The following is a 23,415-nucleotide window of genomic DNA, read 5'->3' as shown; positions in this document are numbered from 1 at the left end:
GAAACGAAATCGGAAAATGATAGAGAGAATTCCGACTTTCGCAGGAACGAAATCGACATTGAACAACCGTTCAATCCATGCCACATTCCGGACATGAAACAGTCCCTTCCCTCTCTTACGCCGGTCGAGCTGAAGCGTCGCAGGGAACTCGTGGCCGCAACGCTCGACATCCTGGTCGATCACGGCTTCGCCGGCGCGACGGTGGCGCGGATCGCCCGCCATGCCGGCGTCTCCGGCGCCCTCCTGGTCCATTATTTCGGCGACAAGGACGCGCTGCTCGGCCTGGCGTTCCGCGGCACCGCCGCTGCCCTGTCGGCCGACGTCGCACGCGCCCTGCGCGACGCCAGGGGCCCGCGCGCCCGGCTGGAGGCCCTGATCGGCGTCTGCCTGGGGGGCGAGCAGTTCACCACCCGCCAGGTCGCCCTCTGGCTGGCCCTGTGGGGCCAGGCGGTCCATGTCCCGACACTGGGCCGGATCCAGCGCGCGTACCAGGCCCGCATGCTCTCCAACCTGCGCCACGATCTCGGCCATCTCATGCCGCACCCGCGCGCCCTCGCCACGGCCGACACGCTGGCCTCGCTGATCGACGGCACATGGCTGCGCGCCGCCCTGGCCCCGCCGGCGGCGTTCGACCGCAACACGCCCCGCCGGCAGGTCCTCGCCTTCCTCGACAGCCAGATCGGGGACGCCCCTTCCCCCGCCCCGCCCCCCGCCATCCTGCGCGGCGCGCCGGAGGGTCTGTGCACAAGCTGGATCGACGGCCGCCCCGTCACCGGCACCGGAACCCGGTTCGAAACCCGCAACCCCGCCACCGGCGCGGTACTGGCGGAGGTCGAGGAAGCCGGCGAGCCCCTGGTCGCCCAGGCCATCGACTCCGCAGCGCGCGGGCAGGCGGTGTGGGCCGCCCATACCGGCGCCGAACGCGCCCGCATCCTGCGCCGCGCCGCCGACCTGCTGCGCCGCGACAACGCGGAACTGGCACGGGTCGAAACGCAGGACACCGGCAAGCCGATTGCCGAGACCTCCAGCGTCGACATCCTGTCGGGCGCCGACGCGCTGGACTATTTCGCGGCCCTGGCGGCAACAATGACCGGCGAGAGCGTCGATCTGGGCCAGACCGCCTTCGGCTACACGCGGCGCGAGCCGCTGGGCATCGTGGCCGGGATCGGCGCGTGGAACTACCCGATCCAGATCGCCTGCTGGAAGGCCGCACCCGCGCTCGCCTGCGGCAACGCGATGCTCTTCAAGCCCGCCGAACTGACACCGCTGACGGCGGTGCGCCTGGCCGCGATCTTCCGCGAGGCCGGCCTGCCCGACGGCGTCTTCAACGTCGTGCAGGGCACGCGCGAAACCGGGCAACTGCTCACCCGCGCGCCCCGGATCCGCAAGATCTCCCTGACCGGCGAGGTCGGCACCGGCCGCCGGGTGATGGCCGACGCGGCGGCGACCCTGAAGCATGTCACGCTGGAACTGGGCGGAAAATCGCCGCTGATCGTCTTCGACGATGCCGACGTGGACAATGCCGTCTCCGCCGCCCTGTTGGGCAATTTCTATTCGGCGGGCGAGGTCTGCTCCAACGCCACCCGCGTCTTCGTGCAGTCCGGCATCCGCGAGCGCTTCCTGGAGCGGCTGAAGGCACGCGTCTCGGCCATGACGATCGGCGACCCGCTCGACCCGAAAACCGATGTCGGTGCCCTGATCTCCGACGATCACATGCGCAAGGTCCTGTCCTATATCGCGGCGGGGAAGAAGGAAGGCGCCGAACTCCTGGCCGGCGGCCGGCGCGTGACGCGCGGCGCGCTCCGTCGCGGCGCCTTCGTCGAACCGACGGTGTTCGCGAATTGCCATGACGAGATGACGATCGTGCGCGAGGAAATCTTCGGCCCCGTCATGGCGGTGCTGGATTTCACCGACGAGGACGAGGCCGTGGCCCGCGCCAACGCCACCCCGTTCGGCCTCGCCGCCGGCGTCTTCACCCGCGACCTCGCGCGTGCCCACCGGGTGATCGCGCGGCTGGAAGCCGGCACCTGCTGGATCAACCAGTATAACGTCACCCCGATCGAACTGCCCTTCGGCGGCTACAAGCAATCCGGCCTGGGCCGCGAGAACAGCCGCGCGGCGCTCGATCACTACACCCAGATCAAGAGCGTCTACGTGGCGCTGGGCGATGTCGAGGCACCCTATTGATGCGGGAATACGACTATATCATCGTCGGCGCCGGCTCCGCCGGCTGCGTGCTGGCCAACCGCCTGACCGAGGACGGGCACAGCCGCGTGCTGCTGCTGGAATTCGGCGGCAGCGACCGCTCGGTCATCGTGCAGATGCCCAGCGCCCTGGCCCTGCCGATGCACTCCAGGCGCTTCAACTGGTTCTACGAGAGCGAGCCGGAACCCCATCTGGGCGGCCGCCGCATGCACACCCCGCGCGGCAAGGGGCTGGGCGGCTCGTCCTCCATCAACGGCATGGTCTATGTGCGCGGCCACGCCCTCGATTACGAGGAATGGGAGCAGGCCGGCGCCACCGGCTGGGGCTACCGCCACGTCCTGCCCTATTTCCGCCGCGCCGAGGATTGCGCCGAGGGCGAGGATTCCTATCGCGGACGCGGCGGCCCGCTGCATACGCAATACGGCACGCTGGACAATCCCCTGCACGAAGCCTGGATGAAGGCGGGCGAACAGGCCGGCTACGGCCGCACCGGCGATTATAACGGCTTCCGGCAGGAAGGCTTCGACCGCATGAGCATGACGGTCCATCATGGCCGGCGCTGGAGCACCGCGAACGCCTATCTCCGCCCGGCGCTCAAACGCCGCAACCTGACGCTCGAAACCCACGCCCGCGTCACCCGCATCCTCTTCGACGGCACGCGCGCCACCGGCCTGTCCTACACGCGCCACGGTACGGCCCACAGCGTCCGCGCAACGCGCGAGGTCATCCTGTGCGGCGGTCCGATCAATTCCCCACAATTGCTGAAACTGTCGGGAATCGGCCCGGCGGCGGAACTGCGCGACCACGGCATCCCGGTCCTGGCCGACCGGCCGGGCGTGGGGGAGAATCTCCAGGACCATCTGGAATTCTATTTCCAGGTCGCGTGCCGCCAGCCGGTCACGCTCTATTCGGCCATGTCCCCCTGGGCCAAGGCGCGGATTGGCCTGCGCTGGCTGCTGTTCAAGGACGGGCTGGGCGCCACCAACCATTTCGAAAGCTGCGGCTTCATCCGCAGCCGCGCCGGCATCCGCTATCCCGACATCCAGTTCCATTTCCTGCCGCTGGCCATCACGTACGATGGCAAGGGCCTGGCACAGGGCCACGGCTACCAGGCCCATGTCGGGCCGATGCGCTCCAAAAGCCGGGGCTGGGTCCGCCTGCGCTCCGCCGACCCGGCGGAAAAGCCGAAAATCCAGTTCAACTACATGAGCCATCCGGAAGACTGGGCCGACATGCGCGCCTGCGTCCGCCTGACGCGCGAGATCTTCGCCCAGCCCGCCTTCGACCCGTTCCGGGGCGAGGAACTGCAACCCGGCGCCGACTGCCTGACCGACGCGCAGATCGACGCCTTCATCCGCCAGAAGGTCGAAAGCGCCCTGCACCCGTCCTGCACCTGCAAGATGGGGGCGGAAACCGATCCGATGGCCGTGGTCGACCCCCAGGCACGCGTTATCGGCGTGGAGGGGCTGCGCGTGGTCGATTCCTCGATCATGCCGCGCGTCACCAACGGCAACCTCAACGGCCCCACCATCATGATCGCGGAAAAAGCCGCCGACCATATCAGGGGCCTCCCCCCCCTCCCCGCCTCCAACGCCCCGTTCTTCGAAGCCCCCGACTGGCAGACCCGGCAGCGCATCGGCGGCGCCTGACCGCCGGCGCGCCCCCCTGTCGCTTTCCGCACGGCCGATGGCGCACGCCTCCTTGTGTCGCGCGGGCGGCGGGCGCACCATCGCGCCCCATGATCAGCCTCTTCGACCTCTTCAAGATCGGTATCGGCCCGTCCTCGTCGCATACGATCGGGCCCATGCGCGCGGCCCGGCGCTTCACCGCGCATCTCGACCCGACGGCGCCCACGGCCCGCCTGCGCGTCACGCTCTACGGCTCGCTGGCCTGGACCGCCAGCGGCCACGCCACCGACAAGGCCGTCATCCTCGGCCTGGCGGGCGAAGCGCCCGAGAGCGTGGACCCCGACGCCGCCGACGACATCGTCCGCCGGATCGGCACCGACCGCACCGTCCTGGTCAACGGCCGCGCCATCGCCTTCGACCCCGCCCACGATATCGTGCTGGACCGCGACACGATCCCCCCCGTCCACCCCAACACCTTGCAGTTCCAGGCGCTGGCCGCCGACGGCACGGTGCTGGACACCGCGCGCTTCTGCTCGGTCGGCGGTGGCTTCATCGTGCCCGAGGACGCGACGAAACAGGCCGGCTACGCCCAGCCCGACATGCCGCTCGATTTCACCAGCGGCGCCGAACTGCTGGACCGCACGCGCGAAAGCGGGTCGAGCATCGCGGCCGTCGTCCTGGCCAACGAGGCCGCCCTGCGCCCCCCTGCCGAAATCTCGACCTATCTGGACCGCATCATCGACACCATGATGGCCTGCGTCGATCGCGGGCTGGTCCAGCACGGCACGCTGCCGGGCCGGATCAGGGTCCGCCGCCGCGCGGCGGCGCTGTACGAACGGTTGCAGGACCGCGCCCGCCTCAACCAGCGCCCCCCGCACGAGGCGATGGACTGGGTCAGCCTGTTCGCCATCGCGGTGAACGAGGAAAACGCCGCCGGCGGCCGCGTCGTCACCGCGCCGACCAACGGCGCGGCGGGGGTCATCCCGGCCGTGTTGCGCTACTACCGCGATTTCTGCCCCGGCGCCTCGCGCCAGGGCATGCACGATTTCCTGCTGACGGCGGCGGCGGTCGGCGGCCTGTTCAAGCTCAACGCCTCGATCTCGGGCGCCGAGGTCGGCTGCCAGGGCGAGGTCGGGGTGGCCTCATCCATGGCGGCGGCAGGCCTGGCGGCGGCCCTGGGCGCCACCCCGCTCCAGATCGAAAACGCCGCCGAGATCGGCATGGAACATCATCTGGGCATGACCTGCGACCCGGTGGCGGGCCTGGTGCAGATCCCGTGCATCGAGCGCAACGCCTTCGGCGCGGTCAAGGCCATCAACGCCGCCTCCCTGGCCATGCACGGCGACGGCGCGCACCATGTCTCGCTCGACCAGGTCATCCGCACCATGGCGGAGACGGGGCGGGACATGAACCACCGCTACAAGGAAACGGCGCTGGGCGGCCTCGCGGTCAATTTCCCGGAATGCTGACCTGCCGGGTCCATTCCGGCAGATTGTAGAAATTCGAGATCCGCGCCACCTTGCCGTCGCGCAGGGTAAAGAACGCCCCCGCCGGCAGCACATAGGTCTGGCCCACGGCCTCCGGCAGCCCCTCGTCGGTGCTCAGATAGGTGCCGTGGACGACGAATTCCGCCGCCGCCCGGCTGCCGTCCCCATTGACCATCACCACCACATCGCGGATCTCCTCGCGATAGCAGCGGTCCATCCGCTCCAGAAAGGCGGCAAACGCCGCCACCCCGCTCTCGCTCCCCCCCTGGTTGATGTCATGCACGACATCCTCGGCCAGCAGGGCCAGAAAGGCCGCGCGGTCGCCGGAATTGAACAGGCGGTAATAGGTCTCGATCACTGTGCGCGCGGTATCGACGGACATGACGGGCTCCGATCAGTCAGGCAGGATCTCCGACAGTCTGATAAAGCCCGCGACAGGCCGAGGGAATGTCCCGCCCCGCCCACCGATACAAAAAAATCGACCCCACCCCGCCTTCCGGTGTTTCATGTCGGAATCGAACCGTCATCCGGCGCGAACATTCGGGTGGAGGGCCCGCAGCCCCGCCATGATGCGGTCGTGAACTGGCCAGAAGGAAAGTCCGATCCGCATGCCCATCCGCGCCGCCCGCCTGTTCGCGCTGCTCGCCCTGCTGGCCGTCCCGCCGGGCGTGGCCCGCGCAGCCGGCGATCCGGCGGCCTGCGTGCCGATCCGCCTGTCCAATGTCGGCTGGACGGACGCCGAGGCCGTCACCGCCGTCGCGTCCACCCTGTTCGACGCGCTGGGCTACGCGCCGCACACGCCGATGCTGGCCCTGACCATGACCTATGTGGCCATGCGCGACCGGCGCGTCGATGCGTTCCTCAGCAACTGGGAACCGTCGGGCAGCACCCCGATCAGGCCGTTTCTCGCCGATGGGTCGGTGGAACGGCTGGCCACCAACCTGACGGGCGCGCACTACACGCTGGCAGTGCCCGATTATGTCTGGCAGGCGGGCCTGCGCGACTATCGCGACATCGCGGCCTGGGGGTCGCGCCTGGGCTACATGATCTTCGGCCTGGAAGCGGGCAATGACGGCAACGCGCTGGTGCTGGACATGATCCGCACCAACCAGTTCCAGCTCCAGCGCTTCCGCCTGGTGGAAAGCAGCGAGCAGGGCATGCTCAGCCAGGTCGACCGCACCATCCAGAGCCACCGCCCCATCGTGTTCCTGGCGTGGGAACCCCATCCCATGAACCTGCGCTTCGCCCTGCGCTACCTCACCGGCGGCGACAGGATCTTCGGCGCCGATGGCGGCGTCACCGTCAACACGGTCATCCGGCGCGGCTACCGGGCCGACTGCCCCAACGCGGCGCGCCTGCTGGCCCGGATCCGCTTCACGGTCCCCGACGAGAACATCATGATGCTGGCCATCCAGCGCGACCACACGCCGCCGTCCCTGGTCGCCCGCCGCTGGCTGCGCGACCACCCCGACGCCTGGCATGCGTGGCTCGACGGCGTCACCACCCAGGACGGCGCGCCGTCCCTGCCCGCCATCCAGGCCCGCCTCGCCTACGGCGACTGAAACCTGGCGGATTGCCTGAAATTTATGTCGCATCGGCGCAAGAGGTATCCTCCGCTGGCTCCGTATTCTCATTTCGGATAAGAAATTAAAACCGCCCCGCATCCGCCGGGCCCGATCGGGAGAACGATCATGTCAGATGGGGCACCGGCCGGCATCAAGCCGCGCCTGCGCGTCGGCTTCATTCTCGCCGAGCATTTCACGCTGTCCGCCTTCGCCTTGTTCGTCGACCATCTGCGCCTGGCCGCCGACAAGGACGATCGCAGCCGCCCCATCCATTGTTCGTGGCAGGTCCTGTCCGCCTCGGTCCACCCGGTGCGCTCCAGCTGCGGCGTCGCCATCGCGCGCGACGCCCCGCTGGGCGACCCCAGGGCGTTCGACCATATCGTGGTGGTCGGCGGCCTGCTGCATGGGCAGGAGCAGATCGATTACGTCACCACGGCCTGGCTGCGCCGCGCGGCCGCCATGGGCATCACCCTGATCGGCGTCTGCACCGGCAGCTTCGCCCTGTGCCGCGCGGGGCTGATGGACAATCGCCGCGTCTGCGTCAGCTGGTACCACCGCCAGGATTTCCAGGAGGCCTTCCCCGCGCACGAGGCCGTCAGCGACCAGATGTTCCTCGATGACGGCGACCGCATCACCTGTTCCGGCGGCGGGGCGGCGGCCGACGTGGCGCTGCACCTGATCGAACGCAGCATCGGCCGCCCGGCGGGGCTCAAGGCCAGCCATATCCTGCTGATGGAACCCGCCGGCACCGCGGGCAGCCCGACACGCCTGCAACCGCAGCCCCCCACCCTGGCCTCGGCGACCCGCTTCGCCGATCCCCGCGTGCGGCGCGCGGTGCTGCATATGGAACAGAACATGGCGCGCCCGCTGTCGATCGCCCAACTGGCCGCCCGGCTGGGCATCTCCAGCCGCCAGCTCGAACGGCTGTTCCAGACCACGCTGGGCCGCAAGCCGCAGGATTTCTACCGCACGCTCCGCCTGCGCCACGCCCGCGCCCTGCTGGAAGCCGGCGAGATGAGCGTGACCGAAATCGCCATCGAGATGGGTTTTTCCGACTGTTCGCATTTCTCCCGTCATTTCAAGAATATTTTCGGCATCAGCCCCAGCGCCTGCCACCGCACCGCCACCCCCGATTTCGCGGCCCGCCGCGCGGCACCCGACATCTTGTCCCACGCGGGGATCAGGCTGTTCTCCGACGGATAGCGGGACCGTCCGCAAAACCGCCCTGCCGAACCAGGCAGCACAGGAAACGCGCAGCCCGGGCCGCGTCGGGCGGCTTTGCAAACAGCCTCGAAGATCCCCCATCATGGCCTATTCCGACGCCCATATCCTCATCGTCACCTGCACCAGCCAGACAGGGCTGGTCGCCGCGTGGTCGGGCTGCCTGTTCGATGCGGGCGCGAACATCATCGAGATCCATCAGCATGCGGACCTGGCGGAGGGCCAGTTCTTCATGCGCATCGCCTTCACCGCCGACACCCCGCCCGACCACGCGGCGCTGGCCGCCATCGCCGCGCGCTTCGATGCGCACTGGCAGTTCTACCCGGCCGGCATCCGCCAGCGCGTGCTGATCATGGTGTCGAAATTCGACCATTGCCTGGCCGACCTGCTCTATCGCTGGCGGATCGGCGAACTGGCGATGGACCCGGTGGCGGTGGTGTCGAACCACCCGCCCGAGGCCACCCGCGCGGTCGCCACCGACGACATCCCGTTCCACTACCTGCCCGTCACCCCCATGACCAAGGCAGCGCAGGAGGAACAGCTCTGGCGCCTGGTCACCGAAACGCAGGCCGACCTGGTCGTGCTGGCCCGCTACATGCAGGTCCTGTCGAACGAGATGGCGGCGAAACTCTCCGGCCGCTGCATCAACATCCACCATTCCTTCCTGCCCAGCTTCAAGGGCTCGCGCCCCTATCACCAGGCTCAGGCCCGTGGCGTCAAGCTGATCGGCGCCACCGCCCATTACGTCACGGCCGACCTCGACGAAGGCCCGATCATCGAACAGGATGTCGAACGCATCTCCCACGCCGACACGCCCGACGACCTGATCCGCAAGGGCCGTGATGTGGAGCGCCGGGTGCTGTCCAAGGCCGTGCATTACCACCTGCAACGGCGCGTGATCGTCAACGGCCACCGCACGGTGGTGTTTCCCGACTGAAGCCGGTGTATATGGTCGCCAGAACGGTCCGGAAGATGCCTCCTGTCGATGAAAAAGATCATCATTGTCGCCAACCCGACAGCCGGACATCATAGCCAGTCAAGGATTGCCCGCTTCACCCGCCATCTGGCGCAGGCCGGCCTGCCCGCAAGCGTCGCGCACACACATTATCCCGGCCACGCGACCATCCTGGCCCGCGACGCCGCCGAAAGCGGCCTCTATTCCCACATCGTGGCGGCGGGCGGCGACGGCACGATCGCGGAAGTCTCGGCGGGCATGGTCGGCACCTCCGCCATCCTGGGCATCCTCCCCCTCGGCTCGGCCAACGTGCTGGCGCACGAACTCCGCATCCCCTTCAACGAAATCCGCAACGCCGCCCTCATCCGGGCCGGCCATTTCACGACCATCTGGCCCGGCTATCTCCACACACAGGCCGGCCCGCAGCTTTTCGTGCAGATGGCCAGCATCGGCTTCGACGCCCACATCGTGCACACCACATCGACACGCCTCAAGGCCCGGATCGGCCGCGCCGCATATGCCGTCAGCACGCTCTCCTCGCTCCTCCGATACGGGCTGACGGAATTCACAGTTCTCATCGACACTGTTCCACACCGGGCCACGACCGTCATCGTATCGAAGGGCTCGCTCTACGCCGGAAAATACGCGCTGACGCGCCACTCCGCGCACAAGGACAAGAAATTCTCCGTCATCCTGTTCGAAACATCCGGCAAGCTGGCCCTGATGAAAACCGTGCTCTCCCTGTTCCTCGGCCGGATCGGCCGGCAGAAGGGCGTGCGTACCCTCACCGCCGCGACCGTCCAGGTTCCCTCCCCGGCCGCCATCCCCATCCAGAGCGATGGCGACCGAAAGGGTTTCTCCCCAGCCTGCCTCGATATTTCCCCATCCCCCCTGCGCGTCGCCGTCACGCCGGCAGGGTAAACACCACCGGCTCAACTTCCAGATCGGCCAGCAGGCGCGCCAGCACGGCCCGGGGGATCACCCAGGTTTCGGTATTATCCATCGGGTGACAGGTGATGGCATCCGCCTCCAGCAACGAGCCTTCGATGGCAAAGCGCACCTGATGCGCCCCGTCGGCCACCAGGCTCAGCGGCCCCAGCGCCCCCGGCTCCGTATCCAGCACCGCAAGCATCAATTCGGGACTGGCAAAGGACAGGCGCTTGGTGCCGATCAGCGCCGGCAAGGCCTTCATGTCCAGCCGCCGGTCCGCCGGCACGCTCACCAGCACCATCACGCCCTTCGCATCCTTCAGGAAGGCGTTCTTGGTATGCACGCCCTCCAGCCCGGCATAATGCGCGTGCGCGTCCTCCACGGTACAAACGGGCGGATGGCTGATACCGTACGGCTCGAAATCCAGCCGCTCCAGCAGGGCACGCAAATCGTCACGCATCGATGGATGCTCCTTCCGATGACCCCAGCATGCCCAACGCCCGCAGATGCGCAAGCAGCACCCGCGCCGCCTCGGCAGGCTCCGGATTCTCCAGCACCGTCCCCCCGCCCCCAGGCCCGGCCGATCCGATCAGCCGGGGCCGCGCCCGATAGGGCCGTTCCACCCCCTCCACCACGGGGACAGGCGGAGCGTCGGACACATCAACCGTCCGCACCACCACCCGCCGCGCACGGTCGAAGACAAAAGGCGGCGCCGGCGCGGCATCATGGGCACACAGGATGCAGGGCAGCCGGATCCGGGCCTCCTGCCGCGCGCCCAAAGGCAGGCCGATCGTCACCGACAGCCAGCCATCCGCAACCGCCCCGATCGCCATGACCCCGGCCAGCAGCGGCCAGCCGAGACGCTCGGCCAGCAGATAGGGCAGCATGCCGCTATCCTCGCCACCGCAGGCCCGCGACCCGGCCAGCACCAGGTCGGGCGGCGGGGCGGACAGATGCGCGGCCAGGATCGCGACCGCATCGCCCCCGCCCCGCAGGCAGTCGACCCGCTCCAGCCCATACCCCCCCGCCTGCCTCTGGGCGACCGACCCCTCACCCACATGCAACCCACCAACCGCACCACCCGCCGACAGCGCCAGCCCGATCGCCGCAACCTCGCCACGCGGCACCGCCGGCCGGCCCGAAACCGGGTCGATCCCCCCCGAAAGCAGCACCACGCCGCGCATCAGCCTTCCTCCCGCAGCAGGTCCAGCAGGGCGGGCATGACCGCCTGCGCATCGGCAATAATCGCCAGCCCGGCCCGCGCGACAATCGCCGCATGCAGGTCGGTATTGACCGCCACCACATGCTCCACCTTCCCCAGCCCCTGAAGATGCTGCGGCGCACCGGCAATGCCGAACGCCAGATAGCAGCGCGCATCCAGCACGGTGCCCGACGCCCCGACCTGCGCCCCGCGCGGCATCAGCCCGGCATCGCACACCACACGGCTGGCCCCTTCGGTCGCCCCCAAAAACCGCGACAGGGCATGGAAACTGTCGAAATCCCGCACCCCCTGCCCCGCCGCCATCACAAACGGCGCCTCGGCCAGCGGCATCTCGGCCGCCTGTGCCAAAACCACCGGCCCGACCTGCACCCGCGCCTCCAGCACAGGCACATCCGGCGGCACACACCCCCGCCCCTCACGCCGCATCCCGCCATAAGGCGCCACCCGATCGATCGGCACCGTCAGCACCCGGGCCGGCGCGGCCGCCCGCTCCCGCCGCATGGCACCGACGGGGCGGAGCGCCTGCCGCGCATTCAGCATCTCGATCCCGGCCTGGATCGACCACCCCGACCGCGCCGCCAGCCGGCGCGCCCAATCCCCTCCGGCCGGCGTTTCGGCCATCACCACATGGCGCGGCGCAAACGGCGCCAGCGCCGCCAGCATCACGCCCGGCATCGCCTCCGGGCCGATAGCGATGTCCAGCACCACCACCCTGTCCGCCCCCCCCTCACCCACGCCATGCCCTGCCTCCACCCCCGTCACCAAGGCGACGACACCGCCCTCCGCGCCGGCCAGCACACGCGCGGCCCCCAGGACCTGGCGCCCCCACCGATCCGGCCGCCCCTCCGGCGTCTCGACAATCGCCGCCACCCAAAAAGCAGGTTCTTCAATGCACACCACCGCCGGCGGGCGCGGCCCCGCCTCCGCGGTAAGCACCCCGTCCCAGCCCGCCCGCACCAGGCGCGGCCGCACACCGCCGGGGACCAGGCAGCGCGCCCGTTCGGCGCGCGGGTCGCGTCTCGGCCGCCCCGTCACGACGCCACCACCGCCGCCAGCACCAGTTCCGCCACGTCCCGGACTTCCGGGCGCGGCCCGGTCACGCCTTCCAGCATCGCGGTGCAGCCCGGGCAGGCCACGGCCACCACGCCGGCCCCCGCCGCCCGCGCCTGCTCCATCCGCAGGTCGGGAATACGCGTGACGGCATCGATATCGCTCGCCGGCCCACCGCCGCCACCGCCGCAGCACATGGCCTTCATGCCATGGCGCGCCATCTCCACCCGCCCGCCACAGGCCGCATCCAGCAAGCGCCGGGGCGCGTCGATCTCGCCATTATAGCGGCCCAGATAACAGGGATCGTGATAGGCAACAGATCCACCCTGTCGCCGCTCCAGCCGCAGCCGGCCGTCCCGCACCAGCTCGTCCAGCAGGCCGGTATGGTGCTGGACCGTCCACTGCCCTCCCAGAGCGGGATATTCGTTGCGCAGCACATGCAGCGCATGCGGGTCGGCGGTGACGATCTTCGCAAACCGCCGCGCCTTCAACGCTCCGATGGCCTCCGCCGCCAGCGCCTGAAACGTCGCCTCATCCCCCAGCCGGCGCGCCAGATCGCCGCAATCCACCTCATCCGCCCCAAGGGTCGCAAAGCGCAGCCCCGCCTGCCGCATCAGCGTGACCAGCGCGCGCAACGTTCGGCCATAGCGCGCATCGAACGCCCCCTCGCCCAGCCACAGCAGGATACCCGTCTCGCCTCCCGGCGGCAGCACCGGCACATCCAGGGTCGCCAGCACATCGCCGCGCGCCGCCAGGTCCCGCCCCCCCGGCTCCGCCCGCTCGCGCGACGCTTGCAGCGCCTGCGCCGCACCGTCACGCACGGCCCCCAGCATCAGGGTCTGTCCCCGGCGCAGCGCCACCACGGCGTCGACATGCTCGATCAGCATCGGGCATTCCTCGACGCAGGCGCGGCAGGTGGTGCAGGCCCACAAACTGTCGCGATGCAGCACATTGCCCACGATCGGCCGCGCCATCCCGCCCTTGCCGTCCATCACCGGCGCCCCCGGTGCCGGCCGCCCGGCATAGGCGGCAGGCGCCACGCGCATCGCCGCCGACAGGGTCTGGATCAACGCCTTGGGGTTCAGCCGCTGCCCGGCGGCAAAGGCGGGGCATGCCTCCTCGCACCGCCCGCACTGGATGCAGGCATCGAAACCAGCCAGCTCCGGCGCCAGGAAATCGGCCGGCACCAGCACCCCCAGGCGCGGCGCGACCAGATCGAGCGGCCGCAACGCCGTATCCCGCCCCGTGAAGCGGCCCGGCCGCGTATGGCCGGCCAACCACGCCACCCCCGCCAGCGCGTGGCGCATCGGCCCCAGCGCCACCAGCCGCAGCAACCCCACCCCGCCCGCGCCCCCCAGCAGCACAGCCAGGACCACCGGCAACGCGGGCGCACCAACCGCCATGAACAGGGCCGCCAGCCCGTTGCCGACACACCACGCAGCCAGCGCCGCCGGCAGCCACAGGAACGCACCGCCCGACAGGCCAGGCGGGCTCCTGGGCACCCGCCGCCGCCACACCAGCAGCGCACCAATGCCTCCAATGCCGAAGGCCAGCGCCGCCAGTGCCCAGACAATCCGTCCCGCCCCCAGCAAACCCGCCGGCAGCGCCATCACCGCCCCACTCAGCACGCCCCCGGCCGCCAGGGCATGCATCCGCGCCGCCGCCGGACGGCGCGCGACGACATGATGCACATCCACCAGATAGCGCCGGGGCACATGACGCAGTCCCGCCAGCCACGACCCCGCCGCCGGCCGCCCCTTCAGCCACCGCGCCAGCAGGACCAGCCAGCCCGCAAGGGCGGCCAGCGCAATCCCCCCGATCTCGGCCGCGATCAATGCCCCCATCGGGCTACAGATCCTTACACAGGCGCAGCGCGTCGTAGAGCGCGGCATGGATGTTGCGCGCCGCCACCGCATCGCCGATGCGAAACAGCGCATATGCGCCGACGTCGATCCGCTCCATGGCCGGCTGGGGCCGCCCGGCCACCAGCGCATGCGCATCGGTCTGCCCGTGATTGACCGAGGCTGCCTTCAACGACTCATAGAGCGTCGTATCCGGCACGCCGCCACGATCGACCACGATGTGATCGACCACCCGCTCCTCCTCCGCGCCGGTCATGGTGTTGCGCAGCACGGCGACCAGCCGGTTCCCCTCGCGCCAGGTCTCGGTCAGTTCCATGTTCGGTGTCGTCACGACGTCCAGCCGATAGAATTCGCGCAGATGCACGGGCTGGTTCGTGGTGCCGACCTCCTGCGCCACCAGCCGGTCATGCGTCACCAGTTCGACCAGGCACCCGCGCGTGGCCAGCAATTCCGCCACCGAGGCAGCATTATGCTGCCCCATCTCGTCGAAGATCAGCACGCTGCCCGTCGGCATGGCACGTCCCGCAAGCACGTCGCGCGTCGTCTGGTGCATCTCGCTGCCAGGATCGTCGCCCCGGATCGCGTCTCCCCCCGTCGCCACGATCACCACATCCGGCGTGCAGAGCAGGATATCGGCGGCCGTGGCCTCACAGCCCAATCGCAGATCGACCTCCAGCCTGCGCACCTGCCCATCCAGCCAGCGCACGATGCCCGACAGCGCCTCGCGCCAGGTCGCGCGAGCGGCCAGGTTCACCTGTCCACCGGTGCGGTCCTCGCGCTCGAACAGCGTCACCTGATGGCCGCGCAGGGCACACACCCGCGCCGCCTCCATCCCCGCCACCCCGGCCCCGACAATGACCACGCGCCGCGCCCGCGCTGCCAGCGGGATCTCGTGCGGCATCGTCGCCTCGCGCCCCGTCGCCGCGTTCTGCAGACACAGCGCATCGCCACCAACATAGATCCGGTCGATGCAGTAGCCCGCCCCCACGCATTGGCGGATATCATCCTCATGCCCGCCGGCCAGTTTGCGGACCAGATGCGGGTCGGCGATGTGGGCGCGGGTCATCGCCACCATGTCGACATGCCCCTCGGCCACCGCACGAGCCGCCGTCGCCAGGTCGGTGATGCGCTGGGCATGAAAGACGGGAATATCCACCGCCCGCTTGATCGCGCTGGCCAGACCGAGAAAGGGTGCGACCGGAAATGCCATGTTGGGCAGCGAAACCGCATGCGCCATCTCGTCGCGCGCCTGCCCGCCGATGACGTTGACGAAATCGATCAACCCCCGCCGCGCATAATCCTCGGCGATCGCAATACAATCCTCCTGGGTCAGGCCACCCTTCATCAGCTCATCGCCCGACATGCGCATGCCGATCACGTAATCGTCCCCGGTCGCCTCCCGGATCGCGCTCAACACCTCGATGCCGAAACGCATCCGGTGTTCCAGGCTGCCGCCATAGGCATCGTGCCGGTGATTGACCGACGGGCTCCAGAACTGGTCCAGCAGGTGCCCATGCGCGCCGGAAATCTCCAACCCGTCCAACCCGCCCTCGCGGCAACGCCGCGCGGCGGCCCCAAAGGCGCGGACAACGCGGCTGATATCCTCCGGCTCCATCTCCTTGGGAATCGACCGCGACGCCGGCTCGCGCCGGACCGAGGGCCCGATCACCGGCAGCCACGCATCGGTATCCCAGCGCGTACGGCGACCCATATGGGTCAACTGGATCATCAGCCGGGCGCCATACCCATGCACCCGGTCCGCGAACTGGCGAAAATACGGAATCACACTATCGTCGGACACCGCGATCTGGCTCCACGGCGTGGCCGGACTGTCCAGTTCGACCGACGAGGAACCGCCGAACATGGTCAACCCGATGCCGCCCTTGGCCTTCTCGGCGTGATAGAGCTGGTAGCGTTCCTGCGGCTTGCCATCCACGCCGTAGCCCGGGGCATGGCTGGTACTCATCACCCGGTTGCGAATGACCATCGACTTGATGCGCAACGGCTTCATCAGGACATCGGCATGGGGGATCATGTGCGTTCCTTCAGCCTGCCTGCCGCTGGCGTTCCTGGCGCGGGGCGTAGCCGAACCGGTTGCGGAAGGCGGTCGAAAAATGGGCCAGCGACATGAAGCCGCAGGCAATGCCGATATCGGTGACCGACATGCCGGTCTGCCGCAGCAGGCGCCGCGCACGCTCCAGCCGCGTCGCCGCCAGATAGGCAACCGGCGTGGCACCGGTATAAGTGCGGAACAGCCGTTCCAGCTGGCGCTCCGACAGGCCGGCGGCGCGCGCGATCTCGCCCACGCTCAGCTTCTGGTCGATGCGGCTTTCCATCAACTGCACGGCCCGTCCCATCGATGCCGGCAGCGGGTCCAGCGCGGTGATGGGCTGGGCCTCGCTGCCCGCCCGGTCGCGTTCCAGCAGAAACTGGGTCGCGATTTCGCGGGCACGCGCTGGGCCGACATGGGCGGCGATAATCCGTAGCATCATGTCCAACGGCACGGCGCCGCCGGTGCAGGTCATGCGGTCGCGATCAATCACGAACATCTCGTCCACGATATCGATCTCGGGAAACTCCTCGCGGATCGCGCCCAGATTTTCCCAATGGATCGCGCAGCGATAGCCCCGCAGCAGCCCCGCTTCGGCCAGGGCGAACGTACCGGTACACAGCGCCCCGATCACGATCCGCTGCCGCGCCAGCCGGCGCAGCGCCACGCGAAGGTCCTGGCTGGTGGCCGCGCGGACATCGATCCCGCCGCAGACAAACAGCACATCCAGCCCATCGGCGTCGCCAAGCTCTTCGGTCGGATGCAGCGACAACCCGTTGCTGGCGGCAATCGGCGCGCCATCAAGGCTCAGCACCCGCCAGGCATAATCCTCGCTCCCGGTTACCCGGTTAGCCATGCGCAACGCCTCGATCGCGTTGCTGACGGCAATCATCGAATAGGTCTTCAGCGTCAGGAACCCGAAGCGGCGCAGGCTGGCAAGGTCGCTGGCGCGAGGGGCCATCAGCCTATCGCTCGATCACGAGGTCACTGGTGGGCCGCGCGCAGCAGATCAGGATCATGCCCTGATCGATCTCCCGCTGGCGGATGCCACCGTCATGTTTCATCTCCACCGTACCGGACACCAGCTTGCATTTGCACGTCCCGCACATGCCCCGCGCGCACGAGGCAGGCAGCCGCATCCCGGCCGCCCGCGCGGCGGACAGGACCGGCATATCGCCGGCACAGGCAATCTCGCGCCGGCTGCGCGTGAAGCTCACCGAGTATTGCACACCGCCCGGCGCCCCATCCGGCTCGAGACGATCGATCTCCTCCGCCACCAGTTCGCCGAAATCGAAGCTTTCCTCGTGGAAGCGCGCCATATCCAACCCGGCCTGCATGGCCAGCGCCCGCACCGCCTCGCGATACCCCTCGGGCCCGCAGACAAACCAGCGGCGGGCGAGCAGGTCGGGCACCTCGCGCGCCAGCAGCGCAGAATCGACCCGCCCCATCGCCCCCGGCCAGCGCCGCCAGGGCGTATCATGCTCGCAGATCATCCGCACCCGCAGCGACGGCGCCTGGCTTTCCATCCATGCCAGTTCACGTTCGAAGATCAGGTCGTCCGGCGACCGGGCGGAATGCAGGAATACCGCATCGACGTCGAAGCGCGTATCGACCATATGCCGCGCCATCGACATCACCGGCGTGATGCCGCTGCCCGCGGAGAGAAACAGATATTGCTCCGCCGCCTCATCCGCCCGCACATCCAGTACAAAGTCCCCCGCCGGCCCCAGCGCCGCGATCTCCATCCCCGGCCGCAGATGATCGTGCAGCCAGTTCGACACGGGGCCGCCGGCCACGCGCTTGACCGTGATCGCCACCGCATCAGGCCGGCTGGGCGAGGAAGAGAGCGTGTAGCAGCGATGGCAGGCAACGCCCCCGATCATGACGGTAAAGGTCATGAACTGCCCCGGCCGGTAGCGAAACCGGCGTGGCGCGGGCGCGGTCAGGATAAAGGTCGCCACATCATGGGTCTGTCGCCGCACGGCGCGGCAGACCAGCACCTCATCCCGCTCCGGGTCCCAGAAGGGCGGCAGCGTCTCGGCGGTCGTCATGCGGCGATCAGCCCAGGTGCGCGCGCAGGCGCGCCAGGTACCAGAGCATGAATTTCTCGACCAGCCCTTCGGTGTAGGGCGAATAGGGGCCGGGCACATAGGCCGGATCCGCGACCCCGCGCTGCGTCATCTCCACCAGATCGGCATCCTGGCGGTTGGTGACGTTCCAGATATCGATCAGCTTCTCCAGATCGTAATCCACGCCTTCGACGGCATCCTTGTGCACCAGCCATTTGGTGCGGACCAGCGTGCGCCCTTTATCCAGCGGCAGCGCGGTAAAGGTCACGACATGGTCGCTCATCAGATGATGCCAGGAGTTGGGCTGGGTCCAGAAATGCAGCCCCCCCACCGCCTTGTCGCGGATCGCCCCGAGCGGAACCCGGCAGGCCGCCATCGTATCCATCGTCTGGCTTTCGCCCGCGCCGTCCAGCGGTAGGCGTTCGGTGCGAAAGCCGGTCGGGCGATCGTCCAGATGCTCGATCAGGCGCGAAGGCAGGCCCGCCGCCTCCCACGCCGCATGCGAGGCGTTGCGCAGCGTTTCGTACCGTTCGGCCTGCTCCTGCCCCTCCGGGGTCAGCTCTTCCGGCGCGAAACCGAACCCATAGGCAAAAAGCGGAATCGTCAGTTCCGGATGATTGGGCGTGCAATGGTAGCATTCGCGATTATTTTCCATCACGAGCTTCCAGTTGCCATATTCGATCAGGTCCGCCGAATGGGCGACGCGCGTATTGCGCAGGTCATGCGGCGCCAGGTACGGCTCGATCTGCTGTGCCAGATCGTCGATATCGTCCGGCGGCGTATCCGCCAGGCAGACGAACAGCAGGCCGCCGACCGAGCGCAGCGCCACCGGCCGCAGCCCGTGGCACGACGGGTCAAAACCCTCCCCCATATGTTCGGCAAATTTCAGGGCGCCATCCAGCCCATAGGTCCAGGCATGATAGGGGCAGACCAGATTGCCGACGATGGACGGCCCCGGCGGCAACAGCCGCGCACCGCGATGGCGGCAGACATTGTGGAAAGCCCGGACCTGCTCGTCATCGCCGCGAACGATCACGACCGACGAGGCACCGATATCCACCGCCAGCGCATCGCCGGGTTCCGGCACCTCGCATTCCACCGCAACATAGATCCAGTGCTGGTCGAAAATGGCGTCCATGTCGGCCCGGAAGACCTCCGGGTCGGTATAGAACGCGCTTTCCAGCGCATGTCCCGGTCGACGACGGGCAATCAGGGCCCGCACCGCCTCGGCATCGTATTTCGGCATGGCACAACGCTCTCCATCGGCCGGCGGCCGTCCTGTTGCGAAGGGCGACGGATACCGCCGCCTCCAACCCCGCCCATGACATTACGATATCGATATGCTGTCCCTGTTTCCGTTTTCCGTCATCCGTTTTTTTCAGACCGCCAGAAGCGAGAAAGAAATGCCCCGCGCCACCTCCCGCAGTTGCCCCTCGACATAGGGCCCGAACGACCGCCAGACCTCGATGTGAAAGGCCTGCGCGCCCGTCCGCCAGATCATGGCACCCGCCTTGTCCAGCAGCGTCCGCGTCACCATCCCGACCGGGAAGGATGACAGCGCGAAATCCAGCGGGCACAGGCCAGCCAGGATATCGGCCGCCCGCGCCCCCTCCAGCACAAAGCCGACATTGCGGTCGCTGACCTCCACCAGACTGTGCGGCACCGTGGCCAGGGCGGCGTCCAGCCCGGCCCATCCTTCCGACGCGGGCAGCACGAGCAGTTCGAACGGCCCCAGCCGCAGCGCAGTCCCCCCCGCGCCCGACACCGCGCGCAGCATCGGCGGCGGCGCCTCCAGCCCCAGCGAAGCAGCAGCGGCCTCCAGCGCCGCCGCACGCCCCTGCAACACCAGCCGGACCATGGGGGGCAGGCCGGCAAGCGCGCAGCCTTCAGCGATCTCAATCATTCAGGCGCGCTCCCTCGGGATCGTAGAAGACAGGATCGACCAACGTGACCTTGAGCGCCGGCCCCTCCAGCCGTGGCGCATACAGCGCGGCACCCATCCGGCTTCGTCCCCCCTTCACCATCGCGATCGCAATCGACCGGCCCAGCGCGGGACTGAAATAGGACGACGTGACATGCCCCTCCGCCGATGCCGGAACCGGGGTCTCGGCGGCGGTGACAAGCTGCATCCCTTCTTCCAGTACCTCCTGCGGGTCGTCGGTCAGCACACCCACCATCTGCAACCGGTCGGGCGCGTTCATGGCCGGCAACGCCAGGGCCCGCTTGCCGACGAAATCCGGCTTGACCTTGCTCACCGCCCAGCCGCAGCCGACATCGCCGGGGGTCATGGTGCCGTCGGTTTCCTGCCCGACGATCAGGTAGCCCTTCTCGGCGCGCAGCACATGCATCGCCTCAGTGCCGTACGGCATCAAACCGAATACCGCCCCCGCCTGCCAGACACGATCCCAGACCGCCTGCGCCTGACGCGACGGCACATTGATCTCGTAGCCCAGTTCACCGGTAAAGCTGACGCGGAACAGCCGCATCGGCACCCCGCCGATACTGCCCTCGCGCAGCGTCATATGCGGCATGGCACCAGCCGAGATATCCAGCCCGTCCACCAGCGGCGCCAGGATGTCGCGCGCGCGCGGCCCCTGCAACGCGATGACCGCCCATTGTTCGGTGATCGAGGTCAGCCACACATCCAGGTCGGGCCACTCGGTCTGGAGATAATCCTCCATCATGTTCAGCACACCCGCCGCGCCGCCGGTGGTGGTGGTGACATGAAACCGGTCGGTCGCAATCCGCCCGACCACCCCATCATCATAGACAAATCCGCTATCCCGGCACACCAGCCCATAGCGGCATTTGCCGATGCTCAGCTTGGTCCAGGCATTGACGTAGAAGCGGTTCATGAACTCCGCCGCGTCCGGACCCACCACTTCGATCTTGCCCAGTGTGGACGCGTCGAAGATCCCGGCCGCCCCGCGCACAGCCCGACATTCGCGCGCCACCGCCGCCGCCATATCCTCGCCCGCGCGCGGAAAATAGCGCGCCCGACGCCACAGCCCGACATCCTCGAACACCACCCCCTGCGCGCGCGCCCAAGCATCCATCGGCGGCAGACGCAGCGGATCGAACTGGTCGCCACGCGCATGGCCGGCAAAGGCGCCGAACGTCACCGGCGTATAAGGCGGCCGATAGGTCGTCAGCCCGACCTCCTGCGGCGTGCGCCCCAGCACGTCGGATACGATGGCCAGCGCGTTGACGTTCGAGCCCTTGCCCTGATCCGTCGCCATGCCGGTAGTGGTGTAGCGCTTGACATGCTCGATGGAACGGAAGCCCTCGCGCACCGCCAGTTTCACATCCTTGGCCGTGACATCATTCTGGAAATCGACAAAGGCCAGGGCCAGATGGCCGGGGCCACGACGCGGCAGTGCCCCCGCGAAACCGCCCGCCCCCGGTGCATCCTGACGCGTCACCGTCCACACAGGCCCGGTTTCACCACCCGCAGCAGCCAGCCCGGCTACCACTCCGTCGCGCAGCACCTCGTCCAGCGCAAAGATCCCCCGGCACGATCCGGCCGACCGCACACGCTCGACCGACTCGCCTGGCACATAGACACCAAGCGCATCGTCGAAACGCAGCGCCCCCCGCGCCTGGCTATGCAGGTGCAGGCTCGGCGTGAAACCACCCGACATCAGCACCAGATCGCACGCGATCGTCCGCCCCCTCCCCACCGTGCCGTCCGCCCCGATCGGCGCCAGCTCGGCGCCCGTCACCCGCAGGTGACCATGCGCACGCTGTATGGTGGTGGCAGGCAGAACCGCGATCCCCCGCGACTGCACTGCCTCGACCACCGGGCCGCCCGGTGTGGGGCGCAGATCGGCGATCGCCGCGATTTTCACTCCGGCCTCGGCCAGATCCAGCGCGACGCGATAGGCCGCGTCGTCCGCCGTCACCACCACTGCCTTGCGGCCGCAGGCCACGCCATAGCGATGCAAATAGGTCCGTGCGGCACTGGCCAGCATGATGCCGGGCCGGTCATTGCCCTCGAACACCAGCACCCGTTCCAGTGCGCCGGCCGCCAGCACCACGTCACGCGCCCGCACCTGCCAGATCCGCTCGCGCGGCATATCGGCCGGCGGCGCTGCCAGATGGTCGGACAAGCGCTGGTTCAGCGCCACCATGTTGTGCGGGCCGTAATTGAAAGCCGAACAGCGCGTCAGCAATTGCACATTCGGCAGCCGCTCCAGTTCGGCCACGATGCGCGCCACCCACGTCATACCCGGCAGGCCATCGATGAGGCTGTGTGTATCGACCAGCAGGCTGCCGCCGAATTCGACGTTCTCGTCACATAGAATCACCCGCGCGCCTGCCTGCCCCGCCGCCAGCGCCGCCGCCAGACCGGCCGGCCCACCACCCGCCACCAGCACGTCACAATGGGCATAATGCAGCGCGTAATGATCGGGGTCCGGCGCGGTGGGCGCCCGCCCCAATCCGGCAGCCCGGCGGATCAGCGGTTCGTAAACCTTGTCCCAGAAGCCACGCGGCCACATGAAAGTCTTGTAGTAGAATCCCGCCGGCAGCACCGGCGCCGCCAGCGTGTTCAGCGCCCCGATATCGAAGCGCAGGCTGGGCGCGCGATTCTGGCTGACCACGACCATCCCATCATGGATCTCGACCTGGGTGGCGCGCAGATTGGGGGTGTACCGCCCCCCCTCACCGACACCGACCAGCGCGTTCGGCTCGTCCGATCCGGCGGAAACCGGCCCGCGCGGCCGATGATATTTGAAGGACCGTCCCATCAGGTGCCGGCCTTCGGCCAGCAGGGCCGAGGCCACGGTATCGCCCGCATACCCCCTGACCATCCGCCCGTCGAAGCGGAAGACGACCGGCCGCGCAGTATCGATACGGCCGCGACCGGCCAGCCGGAAAGCGCCGCTCATGCCGCATCTCCCACATCGGGCCGAGGCGTCCCGATTTCGTAAAAGGCATGGAACCGGTCGGTCCGCGTATCGCGCAGCGCGTTGAAAAAGCGGCCGCAACCATGGGCATGACGCCAGCGCTCGGCCAGCACACCCTTGGTATTGTCACGTAGATACAGGAAGGCCTCCCACTCCTCCTCCGACACATCGGCGGCGGGGCGGGCGATATGCGCCTCGCCTCCATAGGCAAATTCAATTTCGGCTCGGGGACCGCAATAGGGACAGTCGATCAGAAGCATGACA

Annotated in this window: 19 protein-coding genes; 7 read left to right on the top strand and 12 right to left on the bottom strand. The window is 68.6% G+C overall.

Annotation, left to right across the window (positions count from 1 at the left end):
* Positions 1-93 precede the first annotated feature (93 nt).
* The 3 genes from betB to HLH27_RS01235 all read left to right on the top strand — a co-directional run bounded on the left by betB (position 94) and on the right by HLH27_RS01235 (position 5,302).
* On the top strand, positions 94-2,187 hold the full coding sequence (betB, locus tag HLH27_RS01245; protein WP_182947275.1) for a betaine-aldehyde dehydrogenase: 2,094 nt from the start codon (positions 94-96) through the stop codon (positions 2,185-2,187).
* Positions 2,187-3,854 (top strand): choline dehydrogenase, encoded by a 1,668-nt coding sequence (gene betA, locus HLH27_RS01240; protein ID WP_456305474.1) that lies wholly within the window; start codon positions 2,187-2,189, stop codon positions 3,852-3,854. Before betB ends, betA begins: the two co-directional genes overlap by 1 nt.
* An 89-nt stretch (positions 3,855-3,943) precedes the next feature.
* Positions 3,944-5,302, top strand: a complete 1,359-nt coding sequence (locus tag HLH27_RS01235; protein WP_182947273.1) for an L-serine ammonia-lyase — start codon at positions 3,944-3,946, stop codon at positions 5,300-5,302.
* Here the strand turns inward: HLH27_RS01235 and HLH27_RS01230 are convergent.
* On the bottom strand, positions 5,283-5,702 hold the full coding sequence (locus HLH27_RS01230) for a ketosteroid isomerase-related protein (protein ID WP_182947272.1): 420 nt from the start codon (positions 5,700-5,702) through the stop codon (positions 5,283-5,285). The genes HLH27_RS01235 and HLH27_RS01230 overlap by 20 nt on opposite strands.
* A 226-nt stretch (positions 5,703-5,928) precedes the next feature.
* Between HLH27_RS01230 and HLH27_RS01225 the strand changes: the two genes are divergently transcribed.
* From HLH27_RS01225 to HLH27_RS01210, 4 genes are all read left to right on the top strand, one after another.
* Positions 5,929-6,882 (top strand): glycine betaine ABC transporter substrate-binding protein, encoded by a 954-nt coding sequence (locus tag HLH27_RS01225; protein WP_182947271.1) that lies wholly within the window; start codon positions 5,929-5,931, stop codon positions 6,880-6,882.
* Between the two features lie 129 nt (positions 6,883-7,011).
* A complete protein-coding gene (locus HLH27_RS01220; RefSeq protein WP_182947270.1) occupies positions 7,012-8,088 on the top strand; it encodes a GlxA family transcriptional regulator in 1,077 nt (358 codons plus the stop codon).
* Between the two features lie 103 nt (positions 8,089-8,191).
* Positions 8,192-9,043, top strand: a complete 852-nt coding sequence (purU, locus tag HLH27_RS01215; protein WP_182947269.1) for a formyltetrahydrofolate deformylase — start codon at positions 8,192-8,194, stop codon at positions 9,041-9,043.
* Positions 9,044-9,091: 48 nt separating this feature from the next.
* Positions 9,092-9,982, top strand: a complete 891-nt coding sequence (locus HLH27_RS01210) for a diacylglycerol/lipid kinase family protein (RefSeq protein WP_182947268.1) — start codon at positions 9,092-9,094, stop codon at positions 9,980-9,982.
* Here the strand turns inward: HLH27_RS01210 and HLH27_RS01205 are convergent.
* The 11 genes from HLH27_RS01205 to HLH27_RS01155 form a co-directional block, all read right to left on the bottom strand.
* Positions 9,966-10,451: a prolyl-tRNA synthetase associated domain-containing protein gene (locus HLH27_RS01205; RefSeq protein ID WP_182947267.1), complete on the bottom strand. Its 486-nt coding sequence runs from the start codon at positions 10,449-10,451 to the stop codon at positions 9,966-9,968. The genes HLH27_RS01210 and HLH27_RS01205 overlap by 17 nt on opposite strands.
* Complete coding sequence (locus HLH27_RS01200; RefSeq protein ID WP_182947266.1) at positions 10,444-11,175, bottom strand: electron transfer flavoprotein subunit beta; 732 nt, start codon at positions 11,173-11,175, stop codon at positions 10,444-10,446. The genes HLH27_RS01205 and HLH27_RS01200 overlap by 8 nt, the downstream gene beginning before the upstream one ends.
* The gene (locus HLH27_RS17165) at positions 11,175-12,083 is read right to left on the bottom strand and encodes an FAD-binding protein (protein WP_182947265.1); all 909 of its coding nucleotides are present in this window, start codon (positions 12,081-12,083) and stop codon (positions 11,175-11,177) included. Before HLH27_RS17165 ends, HLH27_RS01200 begins: the two co-directional genes overlap by 1 nt.
* A gap of 161 nt (positions 12,084-12,244) precedes the next feature.
* The gene (locus HLH27_RS01190) at positions 12,245-14,107 is read right to left on the bottom strand and encodes a DUF3483 domain-containing protein (protein ID WP_182947264.1); all 1,863 of its coding nucleotides are present in this window, start codon (positions 14,105-14,107) and stop codon (positions 12,245-12,247) included.
* Between the two features lie 4 nt (positions 14,108-14,111).
* Complete coding sequence (locus HLH27_RS01185) at positions 14,112-16,160, bottom strand: NADH:flavin oxidoreductase (RefSeq protein WP_182947263.1); 2,049 nt, start codon at positions 16,158-16,160, stop codon at positions 14,112-14,114.
* Positions 16,161-16,170: 10 nt separating this feature from the next.
* Positions 16,171-17,136, bottom strand: coding sequence for a GlxA family transcriptional regulator (locus HLH27_RS01180; protein WP_182947262.1), 966 nt, complete (start codon positions 17,134-17,136; stop codon positions 16,171-16,173).
* Positions 17,137-17,140: 4 nt separating this feature from the next.
* On the bottom strand, positions 17,141-18,226 hold the full coding sequence (locus HLH27_RS01175) for a hybrid-cluster NAD(P)-dependent oxidoreductase (RefSeq protein WP_182947261.1): 1,086 nt from the start codon (positions 18,224-18,226) through the stop codon (positions 17,141-17,143).
* Between the two features lie 7 nt (positions 18,227-18,233).
* Positions 18,234-19,490, bottom strand: a complete 1,257-nt coding sequence (locus tag HLH27_RS01170; protein WP_182947260.1) for an aromatic ring-hydroxylating oxygenase subunit alpha — start codon at positions 19,488-19,490, stop codon at positions 18,234-18,236.
* Between the two features lie 132 nt (positions 19,491-19,622).
* Positions 19,623-20,147 (bottom strand): sarcosine oxidase subunit gamma, encoded by a 525-nt coding sequence (locus HLH27_RS01165; RefSeq protein ID WP_182947259.1) that lies wholly within the window; start codon positions 20,145-20,147, stop codon positions 19,623-19,625.
* Complete coding sequence (locus HLH27_RS01160; protein WP_182947258.1) at positions 20,140-23,133, bottom strand: sarcosine oxidase subunit alpha family protein; 2,994 nt, start codon at positions 23,131-23,133, stop codon at positions 20,140-20,142. Before HLH27_RS01160 ends, HLH27_RS01165 begins: the two co-directional genes overlap by 8 nt.
* Complete coding sequence (locus tag HLH27_RS01155) at positions 23,130-23,411, bottom strand: sarcosine oxidase subunit delta (RefSeq protein WP_182947257.1); 282 nt, start codon at positions 23,409-23,411, stop codon at positions 23,130-23,132. Before HLH27_RS01155 ends, HLH27_RS01160 begins: the two co-directional genes overlap by 4 nt.
* Positions 23,412-23,415: the final 4 nt, after the last annotated feature.

The sequence above is a fragment of the Gluconacetobacter takamatsuzukensis genome (assembly GCF_014174275.1).
Taxonomy (GTDB): domain Bacteria; phylum Pseudomonadota; class Alphaproteobacteria; order Acetobacterales; family Acetobacteraceae; genus Gluconacetobacter; species Gluconacetobacter takamatsuzukensis.
This window is presented reverse-complemented; position numbering and strand designations above follow the sequence as displayed.